This is a genomic window from Pseudomonas sp. GW821-FHT09C10, from assembly GCF_059418085.1.
Genome location: NZ_JBWKPE010000014.1, coordinates 154,615 through 177,303 on the forward strand (window position 1 = coordinate 154,615; position 22,689 = coordinate 177,303).

The following is a 22,689-nucleotide window of genomic DNA, read 5'->3' on the forward strand; positions in this document are numbered from 1 at the left end:
CCGCACGGGCCGTGAAGCCCGCCAGGTGTCATCAGTGAATCAGCATTCCGCCGTTCACATCCAGCGTGATGCCGGTCAGGTAGGAGGACAGGTCGCTGGCCAGAAACAGCGCCGCATTGGCCACATCCTGTGCCTCACCCAGGCGTCCCAGAGGAATGCCTTCGATGATCGCGTGCCGGCGCTCGTCCTGCATGAGGCCGCCGGTGATGTCGGTGTGAATCAACCCGGGAGCAATCGAGTTGACGCGTACCTTGTCCGGCCCGAGTTCGCGCGCCATGGCTTTGGCCAGACCCAGCACGCCCGCTTTGGCGGCACTGTAATGAGGGCCACCGAAAATGCCACCGCCCCGTTGGGCGGAAACGGACGACATGCACACGATGCTGCCGGAGGACTGTTGACGCATGGTTGGAATCACTGCCTGCGACATGAGCAGAGTACCGCGCAGACTGACGTCCAGCACCTTGTCGTAATCGGCAGGGCGGATGTCCAGGGTCTTGAGCGGTTGGGTGATGCCGGCGTTGTTGACGAGAATATCGATGCGGCCGAAATGCTCGATGATTTTGGCGACTGCTTGCTGAACCTGCGATTCGTCAGCGACGTTGGCTGCGAGACCAAGATGACCTTCGCCCAGGGAAGCAGCGGCATCACGTGCAGCGGATTCATCCAGATCGAGTATCACGACGCGAGCGCCTTGTTGCGCGAAAGTGATCGCTGTTGCCCGGCCAATGCCACGTGCTGAAGCTGCACCGGTGATGATCGCGACCTTGCCTTGAAGAAGCATGGGAGGGTACCTCTGATTGTTGTTATTGGGTCGACCCGAAACGAATCGATGGCTCAGCTTGTTCTCCAGGGAAACCTTGAGCAATAACGCGAATTTCACTGGGTGCTGAAAAATATTCAGCACTCGCCAACGACCTATTCCGATGTTTGAATAGCTGCACGCCCGGCCCAAGCCACTTGCAGCGGAATAACAATAATCATGAGTTCACCTGGCGATGTACCTTCAATCCTGCCACCCCTGAAAGCCATTCAGGCCTTTGAACAGACGGCACGCTTCGGCAACGTCGCCCGCGCCGCTGAACTGCTTGATCTGACACCCTCGGCGGTCAGCCACCAGTTGGCCAAACTGGAGGCGATGATCGGTCGACAGTTATTTTTCAGAACGGCCAGAGGCGTGACGCTGACCCCGATCGGCGAGCAATACCTCACTGAGGTTTCCGGCATTCTGCACAGTCTTGCTGTGGCCACCGAACGCGCCGCCAGTGACGTCAGTCTTGATTGTCTGCGATTGCACTCGTCGCCCAGTTTTGGCCTGTTATGGCTGATGCCGCGTCTGGAGCAGTTTCGCCAGAGTCATCCCGATATTCAGCTCAACCTCTCGTGTTCCTACGAATCACTGCACTTCAGTCGAGACAAGATCGATGTCGACATCCGCCATGGGATGCCCAATTGGCCGAGTTTCGAAGTGCGAACGATACGTGATGAAAAAATTGCGGTGATGGCGTCCCCGAAACTGTTGGAAAAGCACCCGATCCGAATGGTCGCGGATCTGCTGGACAGCAATCTGATCCTTTCGGAGGCCACGCTGATCAAGTGGCCACAGCTGTTTGCACAACATGGCTTGTCACGTCCAGAAAAACCCTATTCGCTGAGCTTCGACCGGTCTTACATGACATTGGAGGCCGCCAGCCACGGGCTTGGCTTTGCTTTGGAAAGCACATTGCTGGCGCAGGATTATCTCGCGCGCGGTGCTTTGGTAGAGGTAGCACCGGAGCTGAGCGCTTCAATTACTGCACACCACTTGGTTTTCCCAAGGGCCCACTCAAACTTTCCCAGGGTCAGGCGATTCCTGGAATGGATGCAGAAAGAGTTGGGGCATGATTTCAGTTACTGACTGTCAGTTAGGCGCGGGGAGCTCCGATGCCATGGTCATCAAGAGTCCATCGACGGCGAGACCGCTTTTGCGGCGTTCGATATTTGGAGTGGTGTTCGATCGGGCGATGTCGTTTTTGAATCGCCACGATAAACGAGAGAACACATCTGATCGACGCACCTCCGACCATCGCGGCAATCCTGCGGAAAATGATACCCACGGCCTGATAGCTGCTTCTCCACGTGGCTGTAGAAAGCACTCGGTAGCGCGACTCGGACTTATGTTCTTCTCGTTCTTGACATGCTCTCCGAACAAGTCCAAAAATGAGTCCATTCCCACTGAGGGGATATTAAAAAAACTTTAGATTTCAATGGGTAGGACGCTAGATGCGAGTCTCGTTTCCCGCTCCAAGATTAAGAAAAAGCCACTCATATGAGTGGCTTTTTTTGTGCCTGGAAAATGCCCCGGCGTTTGGATGCCTGTGCTAGATGGCCTGCAAGGCTTTTTGGTGCTCGGGCGTATCGGTAAATGCCAAGCACAAGGAGGCAATTTCAAGTGCTGGTGGAGTAAAGCCCTGGGCGAGGCTTCGTTCGAACAAGGGGCAAGCTTTCGCTTGATCACTTCGCTCGGAGACAGCATTGCGTAAATTAATCCGAGACGATATTGGGCTACGGGATGATCAAGGCCCGCTGTACGGGGCTGGGCTATTTCTTTTGCGGCGTATGCATCGCCGCGCCAGGCTGGCGTGGTGGGTATAAGAGGGCGGGCTTTGAAGCGGCCTCTTTGCCGGCGGCGTTGTATGGGCCCTTTTGGCCGATTCTGTTGAAAAAAATCGGCCATGGTTTTATCAAAGCTCGCTCCTACCTGGCACTAGGCGTGTCACTCTATCGCGCGTGATGTGCTCTGCGACGACTGCCTTAAGCTCAATGGGCTCATGTCGCTCCAGTTCTTTTCTATGTAGGCGAGGCAGTCCGTTTTGGTGCCTTGGAACTCAACGGTGCGCCACCCATTCGGGATTTCCTTGACGATTGGCCATAGGGAGTACTGTCCTTCTGCGTTGACGACTACGTGAAACCAAGTGTCTTCGTTATCCCACAACATGATATACCTTCATAATGAGCACTGTTTTTATTCGCTCCTCGCGTTTGAAAACGGAGGAAAAGATCTGGAGGGCTTAATAGGCGTCAACCAATGCACTTCTGATATTTTCTACTCGGGTAGAAATAACCGACAGAAGTGTATCGCTTAGGCCATGAGTGTCCTCGCAGGCCCCTTGCAGGAAAACAGCAGGTTTGAAGTTTTCCGTCGAGCCTAGGCGGTATTGACGGTCTGCACGCAAGTCGCCCAGATAGGGCAGGAGCGGAGCGAGCAGCGTTTCGTGTTGGTTTCGCACATACCCCGTTGCCAGGATGACGGCGTCGTAGGTATGCCCTTGAGTTGAATTACCAACCATATCGTATGTGTTGATGTGGACACCCTCGGCGTGCGCTTGGGCGCTAGTCACTGTATGGCTTTTCAGGAAGCGGTGTTTGTACTGACTTTTGATTTTCTGGTTGTAGAAAATCTCAAACATCTTTTCTGCCAGTTCAACATCGGGTGCTGAGTAGTTGGTGTGCCAGAACTCTTTGATGAGTGCCTGGCTTTTATCCGGGTGGTGATAAACAAAGTCGACAAAGTCACTGTTGAATATTTCATTCACGAAGGGGCTGTTGTCGGAGACCCTCAGCGTATGCCCGCGCATGATGATATCAATGTTGGGTGAGTCCGGGTGCTTCTGGAGGTCCATGAATATTTCGGCCGCGCTTTGTCCCGAGCCGATGATCGCAACGTTGCGGATGTTGGATCGGCACCTGATATCTTGTAGGTAAGAACTGGAGTGGAACACCCGGGCATCCGCTTTCAATGACAAAAAAGCCTCGGGGATATGCGGGGCGCCACCAATGCTGACGACGAGGTTGCGGGTCAGGTGTTCATGGGGCGTTCCGTCGCTATTGATGGATTGCACGCGAAGCGCGCTCACTTCATCTCCCGTTTTTTCAGGGGTGATGCTGACTACCTCTTCACCATAGCGGCAATGGTCTTCGAAGTGACTGGCTGCCCAGTTGAGGTAATCATTGAATTCATATCGACTTGGGTAAAAGGTCTTGAGGTTAATGAAGTCCTGAAGACGCTGTTTTTGGTGCAGATAGTTGACGAAAGTAAAATGGCTTTTCGGGTTGCGCAGTGACACCAGATCTTTCAGAAACGAGATCTGCATTCTAGTGTCTTCCAGCATCATATGTTTGTGCCAGGCGAACACTGGCTGACGCTCAAGAAAGAGGGTGTTGAGCGGACGCTCCTTCTGGGGCTTTTCATTTAGTGCAATGGCCAGCGCCAGATTTGAGGGGCCAAAACCGATGCCGATGAGATCGTGAACTTCCATGTTTTGACGTCCATTGAAATAAGAAAGTTGAATCAGTTTACCTTTGGAATCCAAAGGCTTTCCTCAAAGAATCGCTCTCGTGATATTACACACAAGGCCGCTCGCTTGTGGGGAAAAGAGAACTCTTTAAGGAGGGCGTAGCCGCACTTGGATAAGTTGCCGATCATCTTCAGGTTGTCCACGCGGGGTTCTACCACGACCCGTTCTGTACGGCAATCGTCGAGAAAAAGATAATGCGCAAGAGAAGGCAGCCACGCTGACAGATAGGCTCGGCCCCTGTATGTGGGCTCTCCCACCAAGGCGTGCCAACCGCGGTCATGGTCGCCTGGATTGCAGAACGGGGCGATACGGTCTTCTTTGGCCCAGTACGTTTCGAAGTAGCCGAAGGGGACGTCATCGAAGCAGCCTACGACGCTTTGCTGATGTGGCATGCCCTGTAAAGTTTGGATGTAGGTTTTGTGTTGTTCTAGATCGCCTTCCTCCTGCCAGAAATGTGCAACACGCGGGTCATTCATCCATTTATGGAAGAGCGGCAGATCATCCTTAGGATCGAGTGTTCGAAAGCTCAGGGTTTTGTTCAGCCACGGCACATGGCGTTGGTACAGAACCCCGGATGTTTTGGGGCGGCGAAGGGGGTGTCGCGTGCCTTGGGCATTGACGTATCGGGTCGGATAGGGAGCGGGATTGGTGCTGTGCCAGATTCTTGGTGATTGCCAGAAGGCTTCCCGTGCAACGACCGCACCATGGTCGCCCTGGGGGACAGCAACGCCGGTATGCAGCAGATGTTCCACATGGCGTGGCGAGCCAGAAAAGTGAACGTGGCCGATGCCAGGGTTGCATGCAAACACGGCATCGATGACAGCCAGTGAATGTCGACCCTCATGTGAGGCCTCAACGTCGGTTGAGGATTCCAATTGCACCAGATGATTCTCGCCAGTCAATCGCCAATGGCTGTGCGTAGAACAGTCATGACTGTTCACTGTAAATGCCCTGCCGTTTTGCGAAATCTCCAGCAATTGCGCGTCGATGAAGGAGCGGAAGTGTTGGATATTATTCTCGATTTCGGAAGCACATCCTATTGCTTGCATGTTGTAATCTTCTGTAATGTAATATTAGCGAAACACGGTTCGAGCTATGGTAGCAGCAGTTCTTCCCGCAACGCACGCGAGTGACTGTCAAGATCATGAAGCATCAATGCTCGCTCTGGCTCACGTAGTAGCCGATTTTGGGCAGTAAGATCCATTCAAAAAAGGCGGCGAGCAGTTTCTTCCTAACTAATTTTTCCTCAAGCCTCCGTGTGTGTCAGCTGAAATGACTGGCCGCGCCAGTGCCGTGACAACGGCTCTGGCGTTCGAGCGGGTGCGCAGAATACCTACCGTTTGCAATAAGGATGTTGTGATGATCTGCGGCGATTACATCGAAATCACCCACAAGTTTTATTCCATTGAAGACATCAGCAAGGCAGCTGCGAGTGGGCTGCCTATTCGCCTATCGCCCGAGGTCGCTCGCAAGATTGATGAGGGCCGCGACTATGTGTTGAAAATCGCTTCGTCGGAAGATTTCGCCTACGGTATCAATACTGGTTTCGGTTCGTTGTGCACAACGAAAGTGGATCAGTCCGAACTGTCCGCTTTGCAGCATAATCACCTGCTTTCGCATGCCTGTGGCGTCGGGATGATCGTTCCGGAGTTGCTCAGCCGTATCGTGGTGCTGGTTAAATTGCTGACCTTCCGCAGCGGCAATAGTGGTATTGGTCGCGAAACCCTTGACCGGGTGATTGACCTCTGGAATCAAGGCGTGGTGGGTGCCATTCCTCAAAAAGGTTCTGTAGGGGCCAGTGGAGACCTGGCGCCGTTGGCGCATCTTGCACTACCCCTGATCGGCCAAGGTGAAGTCTGGATGGATGGTCATTTGATCCCGGCATCCGAGGCTTTGAGTCGCTTGGGTATGGCGCCCGTCCAGCTCGGACCCAAGGAAGGGTTATGCTTGACCAACGGCGTGCAGTACATCAACGGTTACGGCGTGATGTCTTTGGTCCGGGCGCAGCGCTTGCTGAGGCTCGCAGACCTGTGTGCAGCCATGAGTATTCAGGGGTTTTGCACGGCAAACACCTTCTACGATGCGCTTATTCACCGCACGAGCCATCATCCGGAGCGCAGTGTTTGTGCTTCAAACATCACGGCACTTACCCAGGGCAGCAATCATTATGCATTGCCTCAATGTAACGCGGCCAAGGAAGATCCATACTCCTTCCGATGCGCGCCTCAAGTACATGGCGCAGTACGCCAGGTCATCGATTTCGCAACGTCGAGTATCGCCAAGGAATGCAACAGCGTCTCGGATAATCCATTAGTGTTTCCTGAGGCTGGCAAGCTTTTGACTGGCGGTAACCTGCACGGCCAGGCAACAGCGTTCGCCTTGGACTTTGCCGCGATTTCCATGTCCGAGCTGGCGAACATTTCGGAACGGCGCACTTATCAATTGCTATCGGGGCAGAACGGTCTTCCTGACTTCCTGATCAGCCGTCCTGGCGTAAACTCGGGCTTCATGGTGGTTCAGTACACTTCGGCGGCGCTGGTCAACGAGAACAAGGTGCTGTCGACTCCCGCCTCGATCGATACGATTCCGACCTGCCATCTACAGGAGGACCATGTCAGCATGGGCGGCACCTCCGCCTATAAGCTAGTCACGGTGCTTGATAACTGCGAAATCATCTTGGCTATCGAGTTTCTATGTGCCTGCCAAGCAACGCAGTTGAACGAAGGCCTGGTGCTTTCCGAGCCGGCAGAGCGTTTGCTCAACGCGTTTCGCAAGACGGTACCTTTCCTCGAGCACGATCTGTTGATGAGTGACCTTATCAATAAAACCCGTGTATTCCTGGCTTCTTCACCTGAAGTCAATGCAGTTCTCGAGACCCTAGAGTAGTCGATCATGGCTGGCATCAATGATGCAGCCGAGCCGGGTATCGAATTGATGGCTATCCCCGTTCCCGTATCGTCCGGGCCTGCATCGTTGATGCAGGAAGGGGTGTGGTTTGTCGAGTCGATGCGTCAGCAGCAGGGTGCTTATAACGAGAGTGTGGTCTTGCATCTTCGCGGTTCACTCGATGTGGCTGTGCTTGAGCGTGCGTTATCACACGTGATCGCGCGTCACGCCGCACTGCGCACTTGTTTTGTAGAGAGTCGGGGAGGACTCGTGCAATGCGTTGCGTCCTTACCGTCGGTAGTGCTGTCAGTCGCGCCCGCGTTGCAGGATGACGAGCAATCGTTGGCCAGTTGGATCAAAGGTGTCACGCTCCCAGGGTTCAATCTGCGAACAGGGCCTTTGTTTCGTGCAGAGCTCGGCACGTTAGCAAGTGACCATCACGTATTGGTCATTGCCGTGCATCACATCGTCGTCGATGGGTGGTCGCTTGGATTATTCAGGCGCGATCTCTCAGCATTTTACGGTGCTTTGGTGCGACAGGTGGATGTCCAATTACCTGAAATACTTACCACGCCAAGTGCCTATTCGGCACGGCAGCGGGCTTTTGTGGCCAGCGCCGCCGGGGAGGCCGCAGGTCGTTTCTGGTGCAGCCAACTGCGTGATCGTCCGCTGCGTCCGTTGCTGGTACAGCGCCCCGGGATGGCCGACCACGCCGTCCATGAGCGACTGACTCCGCCACAGTCTTTGATCGACGGCGCTTCAGCCTTGGCTCGGCAGGCAAGAACGAGCGTGTTCGTGGTCATGCTGTCAGCGGTCGCTGTCGCATTGGCCAAAATGACTGGAGAGAAGGACCTGGTGATTGCGACCGACTTCAGCGATCGGGGCCTGCCCGAGCTGGAGCCAATGATCGGACTGCTGGTGAATCAATTGCCCTTGCGCCTGAACATTGGTCATGTGAAGACGACGCAGGCGTTACTTGCCCATGTCCATGGAGTTTGTATCGCTGCTCTAACACACAAGGACTTGCCGTACCCGATGATTGCGCGTGCGTGCAAGGATGTGCCGGGAGCGGGCGCTGAGTTCGCGGTAAAGTTTGTGCTTCATAGCATGCCGATGCATACATTGGATATGCCAGGTCTGGCCGTCGAGCAGGTTGAGATCGAGCCCATGCGGGCGAAGTTCCCGTTGCTCATCGAGCTTTGGGATGCGCAGGCCGGCATGCGTGGCGATATGGTCGGTTCTGCGCATTACACCGATTCAGCTTGGTTGGGAGCACTGCACCGCGGTCTTTTCTCCACGCTTGAACAGATGGTCGCCGACCCTGGCGCCTCGATTTTCCCCGATGAGGCTGGTGTGCCTCCACCCGTGGTCGCCCCGGCAGCCTTTATCGCTCGGCGGGTACCGGTTGCCGTTGGAGCCTTGGCCCGTCTCGTACGCAATGACGTCCCCGGGGCACTGCCCGCGACGGTCATTGCCAGTCATGCCAAGGTTGATGCGCGAGCATGGGTTCGACAATCAGCTGTTGAACTCAACAGCCTGCTGGTTGAAACCGGAGCTGTGTTATTGCGCGGATTCCATGTCGACAGTGCTCAGCATTTCAGTGACATCGTGCGCGCCTTTAACACCGATGTAATGGACTATGTGCAGTGCTCGACTCCTCGCATTGCCGTGCTCGATAAGGTCTATACGTCCACCGAGTACCCGGCGGATCAGGAGATTTTTTTCCATAATGAAAACTCATACGCCTCCGTTTGGCCTGAGCAGATTGCATTTTGGTGTGACCAGCCTGCCGCCGCAGGTGGCAGGACACCGATTGCCGATGGCCGCAAAGTCCTCGCAAGCTTGCCTGGCTATGTGAAAGAGGCTTTCGAATCACGTGGGCTGTTGTATCGCCGCCAGTTCAGCCCCGGGATGGGGATTGCCTGGGAGCAAACATTCGGTGTTCGCAACCGGAGCGAACTCCAAGAGCGATTCGGGCCTCAGGGTTATCAATTTGAATGGCTGGGTGAACATACCTTGGTCGCGCGCTTTCGGGCTCCCGCCGTAGTGACTCATCCCGTCAGCGGCGACAGGAGCTGGTTCAACCATGCCAGTCTGTTCCACCGGGCTGCTTTGCCAGAGATGCTGCGCCGACACTTCCAGGATCATGATCCCGATGGGATGGCAACCTCGACATTCTTCGGTGATGGCGAGCCCATACCCGACTCGTGGATTGAAATAATCCGTGATACCTACCGGCGCAATGCCGTGCATTTCGACTGGCAGCAGGGTGACATTCTGTTGCTGGATAACCGACTTATGGCTCACGGCCGCGAAACCTACACCCCACCTCGACGAATACTCGTCAGCATGGCAGGTGGTTCGCGTCACTGAGCAAGACCAGATAAAAGGGAATTTATACATGGCGTCACATTTCGAGCCTGCGCCTCATCAAGTGCATTTCTGGGCGGTCGACCAGCAAACCGGGGACGATCAAGTGTCCACGGTAAGTGCATATGCTCGCATTCAAGGGGCCAGTAGCGACCTTAAACAGCTGCATGCGCATCTGCTGACCGTCTGGGATCTGCACCAGGGGTTGCGTTCCAGGCTTGAAGTGCCGGAAGGGTTTTCCGAGCCCCTGCTCGCTGTGGACGAATCGGCGGCACCCTGCATCGTCTCGTTGTCGCTGGAGGCAGTGGACAGTGAAGAGTGGTTGCGTGGTTTCCACGAACAAGTGGGAGAGGCCGAGCGAAACACTGCGAATCAGCATTGGCTTCAAGGCGGTGCGGTGCTTGCGGTCGCACCGGACGGTCTGATTCATGTGTCACTGCACCACCGCGCCGAGGTGGTCGATACCGCCAGCCTCGTCATGATTCTTGAGGATGTGGCACGGCGAATCGACGCTCTGCCCGAAGTCCACAGAATCCCCTTTGCTGACGTCGCGGGCTGGTTGTTGACGTCGATGCCTTCTGGCGAAACCTCCGTACCGACCAGGGTTGGGCAGCGTCCGACACGCTGCTCGATGCAACTGAAGGTCGCGAGGGAACCCCTGGTCTCATTGTTTCCGGACGCTTGCGTGGAGGCGGTCCTGCTCGCCGCATGGGCTTCATTGGTGGCCCGCATGAACACCGTTCATGCTATCTCGGTGGAGGTCTGCACCGACGTTCGAACAGTGGTCGGCGACAGCGCGGGCGTCGGGCCGTATTCGATGCCGAGGGTCCAGTGTGTATCGGTCGAAGAGCAGGTGTCGTTCCAGAACGTGGTGCGCCAGGTGCACCTGGATATCTGCGAGCCCGTGGATGTTACGACCTTCATGCTCCCGGCACAGGCGTGCAACTACTCGTTCTTATATACCCGGATCGAGAAGAGGATCGAGATCGGACGGGTCAGCATTGAAGTCGGCGAGTTGCAATATTCGGCATCCGGCGTGCCATTGGTCCTTTCATGTGTGGATTCAGGCACATCCCTGCAAGTGAATATCAGCGCCGACCCGTCGTTGTATGACGTGCAATTGCTTGAGCATATAGTCCAGGGTTACTCCGCGATTTTGGCGACCATCCTGCAACAGCCCGATGCGATCGCTTTGCAGATGCCTCTGACTGCAGACCCGAAGCAGCTCGCTGCGCAGATGCAAGTGTCGGGGCCGGCATCTACTCAATACCTGCCATTTCCCCTGTTGTTGCAACGCACCTTGGGCTGGGCCAGCGAGCGGATTGCTTTGCGTTGCGGCGGGCAAGCCTGGAGTTACAAAACCCTTGATGCCGTGGCGAGTGGCATGCGCGTGCAGCTCGAGGCCGCGGGTGGCCGACGAGGTGACGTCATCGCGTTGATGATGCCACGCTCGCCGGAGCTGATCGCCGCAATGGTGGCGGTGATGCGCATGGGCGGCGTGTTTCTGCCGCTCGATATCAGCGCGCCGGCCCGACGCTTGGGTTACGTGCTTGATAATGCCGAAGCGGCGTTGGTCATGGTCGACCCGACAAGGCACGAACATCCGGCATTGGCGAACCGCCGCTGTGTCTTGGTACAGGATGAGGCCTTGCCGGTTGACCCCGCAGCCCAAGACGAGCCGGTGCTGCTCGAGCCGGATGACTTGGCGTATGTGCTCTACACCTCGGGTTCCACCGGACAGCCCAAGGGCGTCGAACTGACTCACGGTGGATTGTCCAATTACCTCCAGTACGCCGCTCATGCTTATGAACTCGATAAGGGGCGTGGGGCTGTCGTTCAATCGCCAGTGACCTTTGACCTGACCCTGACTGCCTTGCTCGGCCCCTTGCTGGTCGGACAGACGGTGATCCTCATCGAAGACGATGCGGTCAACGGTGCTGGAGCGCAGATTGAAACTGTGCGTGATGAGTTGATCGCCGGGAACTTGACCCTGCTCAAGGCAACCCCTTCGTACTTGCAATTGATCAATGAAATCCTCCCCGAGAAGCATTTCAAGGGTGCAGTACATAGCCTGGTGGTCGGCGGTGAAATGTTGCACTGGGATGTCATTGCGCCTTGGCTGGCCGACGGTGTCACCACAAGAATTTTCAACGAGTACGGGCCGACGGAAACCGTGGTGGGTTCGATTTGTCACGAGGCGACCCGTGACGATGTTCGCATGGGGCATGTGCCGATTGGTATGCCCGTCGACTACACGCATATTCTGGTGTTGGATTCCCAGGGGAACCCGGTGCCGTCCGATGTGTTCGGTGAAATTTGTATTGGCGGCAGGGGTGTCGGTCGTGGCTATCGTAACCTGCCCGAATTGACGCAAAGGTCGTTCGTGACGCTGCCCTGGTTTGACACGCCACAGCGCTTCTACCGTACAGGAGACCTGGGACGGGTGCGGGCCAGTGGCGAAATTGAGTTGGTTGGCCGGATTGATGCGCAAATGAAGGTCAACGGTGTGCGTATCGAGCCAGGGGAAATTGAAGCCTTGCTGTTGGCGCATTGCCGAATCAGTGCAGCGGCGGTGATGAAAATCAGCGAGGGGGCCAGTGAGACGCTCAAGGCATATGTGGTCCCGGGTAATTCTGACCTGCCTGATTTGCTCGGTATGCAGGCTTGTCTCATGGAGCATTTGCCCGCGGCCATGGTGCCGGGGCAGATCGTAGCGGTTGCCGGCTTTCCACTGACGCGTCACGGAAAACTTGATCGCGAGGCATTGCTGGCAATGGCGCACATCGACTCGCTCAAGGTCGGCGCAGTCGAAAGCAAGACTCGGCCCGTCACGCCCTTGGAGAGCCTTCTGGTGGATGTCTGGTGCCGAACCCTGGGGCTGACCGATGTCGGTACCGATGAAGACTTTTTCAGTTTGGGGGGCGATTCGATACGCAGTATTGCGTTGGTCGGTGAAGCTCGTCTGCAGGGCGTGGAAATCACGGTCGCCGAGGTGTTTGCCAACCGCACGATTCAAGCCCTTGCCCAAGCCTGCCAAGCTCAAAAGGTAAGCCCTGAACAGCCCGTGGAGCGCTTTGCACTGCTTGACGAACAGGATATGCGCCGGCTGCCCCAGGGGCTTGAAGATGCCTATCCAATGGCCACATTGCAGCTGGCAATGGTCTACCACAACGAACACGGCGGCAGCGATGCGCTGTACCACGACATATTCAGCTACCATCTGCGATTTGCGCCGGATGTGGCGCTACTGACTCTGGCGGCGCGCCAGCTTGTGCAAAACTACGAAGTCCTGCGTACTACGTTCGACTTGGTGTCGTACAGCCAGCCGCTGCAACTGGTTCACCCCCATGGACCGGACATGCTGATTGTCGAAGATATCAGCCAGCTGTCGCTTGAGCAGCAGTCGGCCGTCGTTGAACGGTACATGGCTGAGGAAAAGAGTCGTCGTTTCGATATCGAAGCCCTGCCGATGATGCGCTTGATGCTGCACATCCGTGGTGATGGAACGGTGCAGTTGACCATGAGTTTCCATCATGCGCTGATCGATGGCTGGAGCGATGTGGTCATCCTCACAGAACTGTTCGAGCTGTATTTTGCACTGCTTGCCGACACGCTCCCTACGCCAGCCCCCAAGGCCCGATACGCAGAGTTCGTCAAGCTGGAACAAGCCACCATCGCTGACCCCATCGCCCGCGAGTTCTGGCGCAAAGAACTTGAAGGTTATCGGTTCATGCCGCTGCCCCGTGCCGTGGCAGTGAAACAGGGTGTCCATGTACACCCTATATCGCTGCCGACCCCGGTGGCAGAGCGACTGAAGCAAATCGCGCAGGACAACGACCTGCCCCTCAAGAGCCTTTTGTTTGCCGTCCACTTGAAGGTAATGGCCCTTCTTCGCCAGCAGGACGACTGTGCGTCATCGATTGTAGTCAACGGTCGGCCCGAAACCCTGGACGGCGATCGTATGGTCGGCCTGTTCATCAATAGCATTCCGGTCCGAATCCAGCTGGAAGACGAAAGCTGGATAGACTTGGCCCGCCGTGTCGTTTCCCGCGAGCGTGACTTGCTTGTTCATCGACGCCTGCCGTTCGCCGAAATCAGAACCCTGGCTGGCGGAGATGCGATCAGCGAAACGCTGTTCTATTTCACCAACTACTACATTGCCCGCAAGCTCAAGCAAGAACATGGAGTGGAGCTGCTCAAGCTGTCCGGACATGAGGCTTCGAGCTTCAAACTGGTGGCGAATTTCTGGGTGGAACCCTTCACTGAGGAAGTCAAGGCATCACTGGCCGTCGACCGAAGTGTGGTGGATGAGACGCTGTTGATGAAGCTCAGTGAGTGCTACGAACGTGCCCTGTCTTCCATCGCAGAGACTCCCTATGCACACCACAGTGATCTGAAGCTCCGGGACAGCAGCGAAGTACAGGCACATGCCGATTTCACGGTAGAACGCGCGATTGTATCGCGCGCGACGCTCAGCCCCGGCTCTGATGCGCTGATACATCGCAATACGCACGTATCGTTTGCCGAGCTCGCGCAGCGCGTACAGGCTTGTGCCCAACGCTTGCGCAGTCAGGGGGTAATGCCGGGGGACCGGGTGGGGCTGTGCGCGACAATGACACCGGCGTTCGTCATCGCCATGCTGGCGACCATGCGTTGCGGGGCGGTGTATGTGCCATTGGCGACTAACCAGCCGCCTGCTCGCCTGAGACTGATCCTGGAGGACTCACAACCCAGCCTGGTACTGACGGACCTGCGGGGGCGCACGCTATTGCCTGAAGCAGCCCCGTGTGCCGACCTGATTGAAATGACACAGGTCTCTGCCGATCTGGCGGCTCTGGACGTGTCCCTGAGTAAGGCCGAGGGCTTGGCCTATCTTTCCTATACATCGGGCTCGACGGGTAAACCCAAGGGCGTCGCGGTTTCGCAAGCCAGCCTGTCGAGTTTCTGCGCGGCGATGAGCGATCTCTTGTCATCTGACTCTGCGTCAGTGTGGCTGTCGGGGACCAGTGTCGGGTTTGATATTTCGCTGCTCGAACTGCTGTTTCCGTTGACTGAAGGCCACACCGTTGTCCTTCATGACGATACTCAAGCGTTGCTGCCAAGTGTTTCATCTGGCAGGAAGAACCCGCGGTCCGGCCCGGACATGAGTTTGTTTTTCTTTGCCAGTGAAGCGCCTGACGACGCTTATCGGCTTCTGCTTGAGTCTGCCCGGCGCGCCGACGCGATGGGCTTTAACGCAATCTGGACTCCCGAACGGCATTTCAACGCGTTTGGTGGGCCATTCCCCAACCCATCCATAACCAGTGCAGCGCTGGCCATGGTCACCCAGCGTCTGCAGATTCGTGCGGGCAGCCTGGTAATGCCTTTGCATGATCCCGTGCGAGTGGCTGAAGATTGGGCGATGGTGGACCAGCTTTCCTCCGGTCGTGTGGGTTTGTCCATCGGGTCGGGCTGGCATCCTGACGATTTTGTCCTGGCCAGAGAGCCGCATGCACAACGACGCCAGAGCATGGAGGAGGGGATCGATGTACTCACACGTCTTTGGCGGGGTGAGGCTGTTTCGGTTCGTGACAGTGATGGTTCGACGCGATCGGTCAGTACCCTGCCTAGACCGGTTCAGGCCCAACTGCCTATCTGGCTTTCCGCCGCCGGCGGTCGTGAAACGTTTGAACTGGCGGGTTATTCCGGTTTCGGCGTACTGACGCACTTGTTGGCTCAGGATGTCGAAGGGCTCACGGAGAACATCGCGAGTTACCGTCGTGCCTCCCGCGAGAAAACTCATGTGGCCTTGATGCTCCATAGCTATGTAGGTACCTCTGCGCAACAGGCACTGGATGTCGCCGGTGGCCCATTGCGTCAATACCTTGATGGGGCGATGAATCTGGCCAGCCCGGCGACGGGGCGCGAGGGTGACTCCCGTGCGCGTGACGCGCTGTTGGAGCAGGCGGTTCAGCGCTATCTGGAAAGCGCCAGCCTCATCGGTTCTGTCGAGGAGTGCGTCGAGCGCGCACGCGATCTCCATCGACGCGGTGTGGATGAGCTGGCGTGCCTGATTGACTTCGGGATCGATGCCGACCAGGTGCTTGAGAACCTTGAGCGTCTCGACGAAGTGCGGGCCAGGGCCGGTGAGATCGCCTCAGCGAGTGACGACCATTCCCTCGCCGCGCTGATTGAGCGCCATGGTGTCACGCACTTCCAATGCACACCGACCCTACTGCGCGAACTGATGGCCAACCCGCGTACAGGCCGTGCTCTGCGCAGTCTCGACGTACTGCTGGTAGGCGGGGAAGTCTTGCCTGAAACCCTGGCTCAACGCCTGCGCCGGGAAGGGCCGTCGAGAGTCCTGCACATGTATGGGCCTACGGAAGCGACCATCTGGGTCAGCGGCAGCGAGTTAAGCGATGCAGTGCTGACGTTGGGGCAACCGTTGAGCAACAGCAGCTTGCATGTCCTGGATGACGAGGGGCAGCCGGTGAGGGATGAGGAACCTGGGGAGATTCACATCGCCGGTGCCTGCTTGGCCAATGGTTACTGGAACAATGCGCCGCTGACCGCCACCGCATTCGTCGACGGTCTGGTGCCGAACCAGGGGCGGCTGTATCGCACCGGTGACATCGGTATGCGACTGGCCGATGGCAAGATCAAGTTTCTCGGCCGCAAGGACCGGCAGCTCAAGATCATGGGCCAACGTATCGAACCCGGTGAGATTGAGCATGTCTTGATGACCCATCCGGCGGTTGCCGACTGTGCCGTGGTACTGGAGGCTGATCAGTTGGTTGCCGCCATCGTGCCGGCCACCGGTCAAGTGCTGTCGGAGGACGCGCTGCGGCATTTCGCCCTGGATCACCTGCCGCTGGGTATGGTGCCCGTCCGTTTTCTCGTGATGCCGCGCCTGCCGCGTACGCCGAATGGCAAGCTGGATGCGTCCGGCATTCTCAGTCTGGTTGGCACATCGTCGGCCTCCACCGTGCCGGTTATCGAGCCAGCACCGGAAACGGCACTGAGCACACGCATTTCACAGCTATGGGCGCGAACATTGGGTGCTGCGCCAGCCAGTGCGGATGCGCATTTCTTTCGTTCCGGTGGCAACTCATTGAAGGCGATGTTGTTCGCCAAGCATTTGAGCGAAGCACTGAGCGTCGACGTCACGGTGCGCACTGTCTTCGAAAACGCCACGGTCGAAGCGTTGACTCGCTGGATTTCGCAGCAGGCGCCGGTGACGCTGGAGGCTCGCACGGCCACTGTAGAGCAGCCTCATTCAGTTCATCCGCTGAGCTTCTCCCAAAGCAGCTTGTGGGCGATGGTGCAGTTGGCGCCGCAGTCGATGGCGTATAACGATGCGATGTTGGTGGAGGCCTGTGGCTCCCTATCGATCGAGCGTGTACGCGCAGCGGTCGAGTGCGTTATCGCTCGGCATGAGTGCCTGCGCAGCCGCTTCTTCGAAGAGCATGGCGTTGGCCGCGTCAGGTATGTGCAGTCGTGCGCTTTTGATTTCGAAACGGTCGACCTGCGCGAGCTCGACCCATCCCAGCGCATCGACGCGGGTATCGCCCTGGCGCGTGAGGTGGCGCGCAAGGGCTTCGATCTGGAGCAAGGGCCTTTGCTGCGTATGCTGGTCACCCGTTTGGGGGAGGAGCACTACCAGTTGCTGCTGGTGGTGCACCATATCGTTTCCGATGGCTGGTCACTGGCGTTGTTCATGCGCGAGATAGCGGCCAAGTACGCCGAGCCGGAGCGCGCGCTCCCACCGCTTGCGTTGACATACTCTGAGTTCGTTCGTCGCCAGCAGGACTATTTGGCGCCGGCGCTCAAGTCGGAACAGTTGCGATATTGGCGGGAACAGCTGGCGGACCTGCCGGTTCCGTTCGAACTGCCCCTGGATTACTCGCGGTCCCATGCTCTGGACAATCAGGGCGCGATTACCAGTCTGTTCATCGTACAGCCGCTGCTGAAGGCGCTCGACGAACTGGCAGTGCAGCAAGGTACTTCGACTCATATTCTGTTGGTTTCAGCACTGGCTGTTGTGTTGATGCGCATGTCGGGTCGTACCGACATCGTTGTAGGTTCGGACAGTGCCAATCGCTTGTCGCCTGACACCCAGGAGCTGGGCGGGTTGCTGGTCAACCAACTGGCGATCCGTTGCGATCTGTCGGCAGACCCGTCGTTCGCGCAGCTCCTGGCGCGTGTGCATGGCACTGCACTGGATGCCTACGATCACCAGGACCTGCCGTTCCAGATGATCGTCAACGATCTCAGCCCACAACGGGAGGTGTTCAGGAACCCGATTTTCCAGGTTGCTTTCACCCTGCAAGAGACGTTCGATTTCACGGTGGACAGCCTGTCGCAATTGACACTCAAGCCCTTGCCGTTCGACATTGGCATTGCGCGCCTGGATCTGGAATTCAACGCCCACAGAACCAGCCAGGGCCTGACGTTGCAGGCCATCTATAACAACCAGCTGTACAAAGTCGAGACGGTCGACCGACTGCTTGATTGTTTGTTGCGGTTGCTGCAGGGCGTGTTGCTCGAGCCTGACCGACCTATCAGCCAGATCGATATCATTGGCGACGCCGAAAAAGACCGCCTGCTTAATCAGTTTAACCAGACAGCGGTGGCGTGGGAGCAACGGTCGTTTCTTGAGATCTTTGCCGATTGGGTGACGCGTACTCCCGATGCTCAAGCCGTGGTAGGCGAATCGGGCGCCTTGAGCTACCTCGAACTGGACGAGCAGGCCCGTTTGCTTGCGCTGCGTTTGCGGACGGAGGGTGTGCAGTCCGGTGACGTGGTGGCCGTTATCTGCCATCGAGATGTGCCATTGCTGGTGTCGATGCTGGCGTTATGGCGAGTGTCGGCGGTTTACCTGCCGCTGGACCCCAACTGGCCATCGCGACGCATTGGTGAATTGTTGTTGGAGTCGAGCGTCAGGCATGTGCTGTGCACCGATGACCTGATGCCCAGCGTTGGTGATGCCTGCTTGGTGGCGCGCCAGGCAGGCCAGGAAGTCGGGATTATCGACCTGCCTGTTCGCTTGGTGGTGCCCCTCGCGGGGGGGGAGGACATCAAACCTAATGAGGATGTTGCTGACGCTGCAGCGTATGTGATGTTCACGTCTGGCTCCACCGGCAGGCCCAAAGGGGCTATCGTGCAGCACCGCGGCATGATGAATCACCTGTGGGCCAAGATCAGCGACCTGTCGTTGCAGGCCGGGGACTGCGTAGCACAGACAGCACCGCAGACCTTCGATATCTGCGTGTGGCAGATGTTGTCGGCGCTGGTCGTTGGTGGGCGTGTGCGGATCTACGATGATGAAATGGCGCAAAACCCTCGTGCGCTCATCGATGCCATCGACCATGAGGCGGTCACCGTCTTGCAGGTGGTGCCCAGCTTCCTCGATTTGGCGATCACCGCCGCCAGTGCGGCCGGCGCGTCGACGCTGTTTGCGAAGCTGCGTTGGCTGATCTCCACTGGCGAGCCGTTGACCGTGGCGCTGTGTCGTCGCTGGTTTGTGGTGTTCCCGAATATTCCGCTAATGAACGCCTATGGCCCGGCAGAATGTTCGGATGATGTGACCCATCACGTCATCACGCACATGCCGGAGGTCGATGCCGTATCCATTCCTATCGGGCGTCCGGTCGGTAACGTACGCATCTACCTGGTGGACGAGCACCTGAACATCGTGCCAATGGGGGCTGCCGGCGAGTTATGTGTCACTGGCATCGCCGTGGGCGCGGGTTATCTGAACAACCCGCAAGCGACCCAGCGGCAGTTCCTCGAAGACCCTTTCAATGCGGGCAGCCCGTATGGGCTGTACCGGACCGGTGATCTGGCACGCTGGCGCCCCGATGGCGTGCTCGAGTTTCTCGGACGCGTCGACAATCAGGTCAAGATCCGTGGATGCCGTATCGAGTTGGGTGAGGTCGAAGCGGTGCTCAATGAAGATGCCCTGGTACGCCAGAGTGTCGTGATTGCGGCGGGGGAGACGCACACGCGATTGGTCGGTTACGTGGCCGCAGACTGGCCGCAAGTGGAGGCCTTCATTGCCGATCATGCCAACCATGATCGCACTGCGGAATGGCAGTCGATCTACGAATTTTACTATCAGGACGGTGATGAGCGTGCGGTTGAGCCGGCACACCCACAAGCGCCGATTGACCCGACTTTCGACACCCGAGGCTGGGTAGATAGTTTCACCTCCGACGCTATCCCCGCGCAGCAGATGCGTTCCTGGCTGGACCAGACCGTCGAGCGGATCCAGTCATTGAAGCCGCGCAGAATTCTGGAGATCGGCTGCGGTACCGGCATGCTGCTGTTCCGGCTCGCTGAGGGCTGCGAGCGTTATCGCGGGATCGACTTGTCTGCAGTGGTCATTCCCCAATTGCAAGTGTCGCTGGCCGAGCGACATCCGGATTGGGACCACGTGGAGGTCAGCCAATGCGCGGCCCATGAACTCGAGCTTATCGACGAGACAGGGTTTGACTGCATCATCCTCAACTCGGTGGTCCAGTACTTCCCAGGTGAATCGTACCTGCGCAATGTATTGGAGGCGGCCAGCCGCAAGTTGGTGAAGGGCGGTCATATATTCCTGGGTGATATCCGTGCACTGGAAATGCTCGAACCGTTTCACCAAGCAGTGCAGTTGACCGGCAGTGAGGATGAGTTGTCGTTGGCCGAGTTGGCGGAGCGCACACGTGTAGCGATCACCCGCGACAAGGAGCTATTGCTGTCCAATCGTTTCTTCAACGGGCTGCTGGCCGAAAGTGGCCTCGACGGTCGACCTGTCGGGGTGCGCAAGTGGCTCAAGCGCGGGCCGTTTGACAACGAGTTGGTGCGTTACCGACTGGATATCGTGCTGATGCTGGATACGCGCGCCGGCAACGTGATCGACAGCGTCACTTGGCAGGACGTGGCGGGATCGGGGATTGTGCAGCGACTGCGTGACAGTCGCGTCGAGACTCTGCTGATCACGGGCGTTCCGAATCTGCGGCTGGAGGCTGAGTGCCGAGCGGCCAGTTGCCTGGCCGCCAATGAATCGCTCAGGACTGTCGGTGAACTGCGTGAGCAGATGCGTCTGTTGGCGATGCCGACGAGGGTCTGCCCCGATGAGCTGATTCACGAGCTCGCTGTGCAAGGCTATGTGGTGCAGACGGGGTTCAGTTCCGTCAGCCAAGCAGCCTTCGGGTTCGATCTGCTGGTCAGTCGCCAGGAAATCTCCTGGCCGGTCGTGGAAGACATTGATACCGGGGCCATCGCGTTGTCGAGCAATCCCCTGCGTAACCGTGCCCAACAGGTCCTATTGCAACGGCTGCGGGAAAAACTGGCTGAGCGCCTACCTAGCTATATGGTGCCTGGAACCCTGGTTGTATTGGACGACTTTCCGCTGCTGCGCAACGGCAAAGTCAACCGGCGAGCGTTGCCGAAAGTGCAGTTGGTACAGGAAGAAACCCCGCTTGATGAGCCTCGTACCCAAGCCGAGCGCATTCTGTGTCAGATCTGGGGGGAGTTGCTCGGCGTCAAACGGGTAGGCATTCGAGCCAACTTCTTTGCCTTGGGCGGCGATTCGATTCTGGCAATCCAAATGGTTTCGATGGCGGCCAAGCAGGGCCTGAAACTTAAGACTCGGCAAGTGTTTCGTCATCAGACCATTGGCGACCTGGCCGCTGCCACTATCGGGCAGTTCAGTGAGGACAATCGAGACGAGCCGCTTCACGGTGACTTTGCGCTGGCGCCCAACCAAATGGATTTTTTTGTCGCGGGGCACGCGAACATCAACCATTGGAACCAGGCCGTCGTGCTGCACTGTAGCGAAGCGCTCAACGAGCCGCTCTTGCGCGACGCCTTGCGGCATCTGCTGCATCGCAACGACGCGCTGCGCATGCGTTTCGTCAATGAGCACGGGCGCTGGCATCAGGTGTATTCGCCGGTGGCAGAGTGTCCGGATATTCCGTTGACGCTTATCGCTCATGACAACACTGAAGCCTTCCAGGCTGCTGAAGCCCAACTCAACGCGGGCCTTTCGCTCGAGCACGGACCGATTATGCGAGTGGCCGTACAACCGGCTGGCGATGGCGGCACCTGCAAGATATTGCTGGTGGCACACCATTTGGTGATTGATGCGGTGTCGTGGCGGATTATCGTGGATCAACTGTCGCACTTGCTCCAGGCTCTGGCGGCGCAACGTTCACCGATGTTACCGAGCAAAGGCGCGAGCTACAGGGAGTGGGTAGAGCGTCATATCGCCCTGGCGGAGTCCCAAGTACTGCGTGACCAATGGCCATTTTGGGTGGAGCAGGCGCGTGTGGGCCAGGCTCATCCGATTGCCGGATCGCCAGGAGGCGAACCGGCGGGTACCGCGATCATCACCACGATGATCGACTCGCACAGCGCTCACCGTTTGACCCAGCCAGCGCCGCGCCTGGCAGGTGCCAGCGTCGAAGAGGTGTTATTGACCGCCTTGATCCTTGGATTGAAACAGCGGTTTGGCAACAACGATGTGATCGTCCTCATGGAGGGGCATGGCCGGGATCTGTTTGATGAGCTGGACCTGAGCCAGACCGTTGGCTGGTTTGCGACGGAGTACCCCATGCGCCTGCGCGTCAACGAGCATGCGAATGTGGATCGGCAAATTGAGGGGCTGCTGGAGCAGATACGGTTCGCCAAAAGGCATCAGGTCGGTTTCGGCGTGCTCAAGCATTTCAGCCCTGACGCTTCGATGCGTCAGGCTTTGTCAGAGTTGCCACCTGCGGAAATCGCGTTCAACTATTTCGGCCGCGTTTCCCGGGCCGGTGGTGTTCCAGGCCCACTCAGCTTCATCGAGGCGGGCGGCGGAACGGTTCGCGACAGTATGAGTGTCAACCCTTGCGCGGTACAACTGGATGTCCTGGTGCGTGAGCAGGCGGTAGAGCTGCACTGGACACTTGACCTGGCACGGATCTCACGGGAGCGGGTGCTTGAAGTCGCCCGGGCGTTCGAGTCTGAATTGACCAAGGCGCTGGATATCCTTGAAGGCCGTGACGACACCACTCAGGAGCGGGTATCCGACCGCTTCGACTCAGTCGCCATTGAAGATCTTGGCGCTGCAATTTCAGAGATCAGTCAATAA

8 protein-coding genes are annotated in these 22,689 nt (G+C 57.5%); 4 read left to right on the forward strand and 4 right to left on the reverse strand.

Going from position 1 to position 22,689, the window contains the following annotated elements:
* Positions 1-31 precede the first annotated feature (31 nt).
* Entirely contained in the window at positions 32-781 is a 750-nt protein-coding gene (locus AC07OT_RS24230; protein ID WP_495101853.1) for an SDR family NAD(P)-dependent oxidoreductase, read from the reverse strand.
* 198 nt (positions 782-979) lie between these two features.
* Between AC07OT_RS24230 and AC07OT_RS24235 the strand changes: the two genes are divergently transcribed.
* Positions 980-1,894, forward strand: a complete 915-nt coding sequence (locus AC07OT_RS24235) for a LysR substrate-binding domain-containing protein (RefSeq protein ID WP_495109231.1) — start codon at positions 980-982, stop codon at positions 1,892-1,894.
* An 858-nt stretch (positions 1,895-2,752) separates the two neighbouring features.
* Here the strand turns inward: AC07OT_RS24235 and AC07OT_RS24240 are convergent.
* The 3 genes from AC07OT_RS24240 to AC07OT_RS24250 all read right to left on the reverse strand — a co-directional run bounded on the left by AC07OT_RS24240 (position 2,753) and on the right by AC07OT_RS24250 (position 5,383).
* Complete coding sequence (locus AC07OT_RS24240; protein ID WP_495109232.1) at positions 2,753-2,974, reverse strand: MbtH family protein; 222 nt, start codon at positions 2,972-2,974, stop codon at positions 2,753-2,755.
* 73 nt (positions 2,975-3,047) lie between these two features.
* Positions 3,048-4,295, reverse strand: a complete 1,248-nt coding sequence (locus tag AC07OT_RS24245; protein ID WP_495109233.1) for a lysine N(6)-hydroxylase/L-ornithine N(5)-oxygenase family protein — start codon at positions 4,293-4,295, stop codon at positions 3,048-3,050.
* A 32-nt stretch (positions 4,296-4,327) separates the two neighbouring features.
* On the reverse strand, positions 4,328-5,383 hold the full coding sequence (locus AC07OT_RS24250) for a GNAT family N-acetyltransferase (protein WP_495109234.1): 1,056 nt from the start codon (positions 5,381-5,383) through the stop codon (positions 4,328-4,330).
* Between the two features lie 310 nt (positions 5,384-5,693).
* Here AC07OT_RS24250 and AC07OT_RS24255 point away from each other — a divergent pair, with 310 nt between their 5' ends.
* Genes AC07OT_RS24255 through AC07OT_RS24265 form a run of 3 tightly spaced genes read left to right on the forward strand, consistent with a single transcriptional unit; the run spans position 5,694 to position 22,689 of the window.
* Positions 5,694-7,220: an HAL/PAL/TAL family ammonia-lyase gene (locus AC07OT_RS24255; protein ID WP_495109235.1), complete on the forward strand. Its 1,527-nt coding sequence runs from the start codon at positions 5,694-5,696 to the stop codon at positions 7,218-7,220.
* 6 nt (positions 7,221-7,226) lie between these two features.
* Positions 7,227-9,593: a condensation domain-containing protein gene (locus AC07OT_RS24260; RefSeq protein WP_495109236.1), complete on the forward strand. Its 2,367-nt coding sequence runs from the start codon at positions 7,227-7,229 to the stop codon at positions 9,591-9,593.
* Positions 9,490-22,689 carry an amino acid adenylation domain-containing protein gene (locus tag AC07OT_RS24265; protein ID WP_495109237.1) on the forward strand — a complete coding sequence of 4,400 codons (13,200 nt, stop codon included), beginning with the start codon at positions 9,490-9,492 and terminating at the stop codon, positions 22,687-22,689. The genes AC07OT_RS24260 and AC07OT_RS24265 overlap by 104 nt, the downstream gene beginning before the upstream one ends.

What these genes read in the sequence shown, in the direction of transcription:
- AC07OT_RS24230 (WP_495101853.1), bottom strand. Translation starts at nt 781, where the DNA reads ATGCTTCTTCAAGGCAAGGTCGCGATCATCACCGGTGCAGCTTCAGCA.
- AC07OT_RS24235 (WP_495109231.1), top strand. Translation starts at nt 980, where the DNA reads ATGAGTTCACCTGGCGATGTACCTTCAATCCTGCCACCCCTGAAAGCC.
- AC07OT_RS24240 (WP_495109232.1), bottom strand. Translation starts at nt 2,974, where the DNA reads ATGTTGTGGGATAACGAAGACACTTGGTTTCACGTAGTCGTCAACGCA.
- AC07OT_RS24245 (WP_495109233.1), bottom strand. Translation starts at nt 4,295, where the DNA reads ATGGAAGTTCACGATCTCATCGGCATCGGTTTTGGCCCCTCAAATCTG.
- AC07OT_RS24250 (WP_495109234.1), bottom strand. Translation starts at nt 5,383, where the DNA reads ATGCAAGCAATAGGATGTGCTTCCGAAATCGAGAATAATATCCAACAC.
- AC07OT_RS24255 (WP_495109235.1), top strand. Translation starts at nt 5,694, where the DNA reads ATGATCTGCGGCGATTACATCGAAATCACCCACAAGTTTTATTCCATT.
- AC07OT_RS24260 (WP_495109236.1), top strand. Translation starts at nt 7,227, where the DNA reads ATGGCTGGCATCAATGATGCAGCCGAGCCGGGTATCGAATTGATGGCT.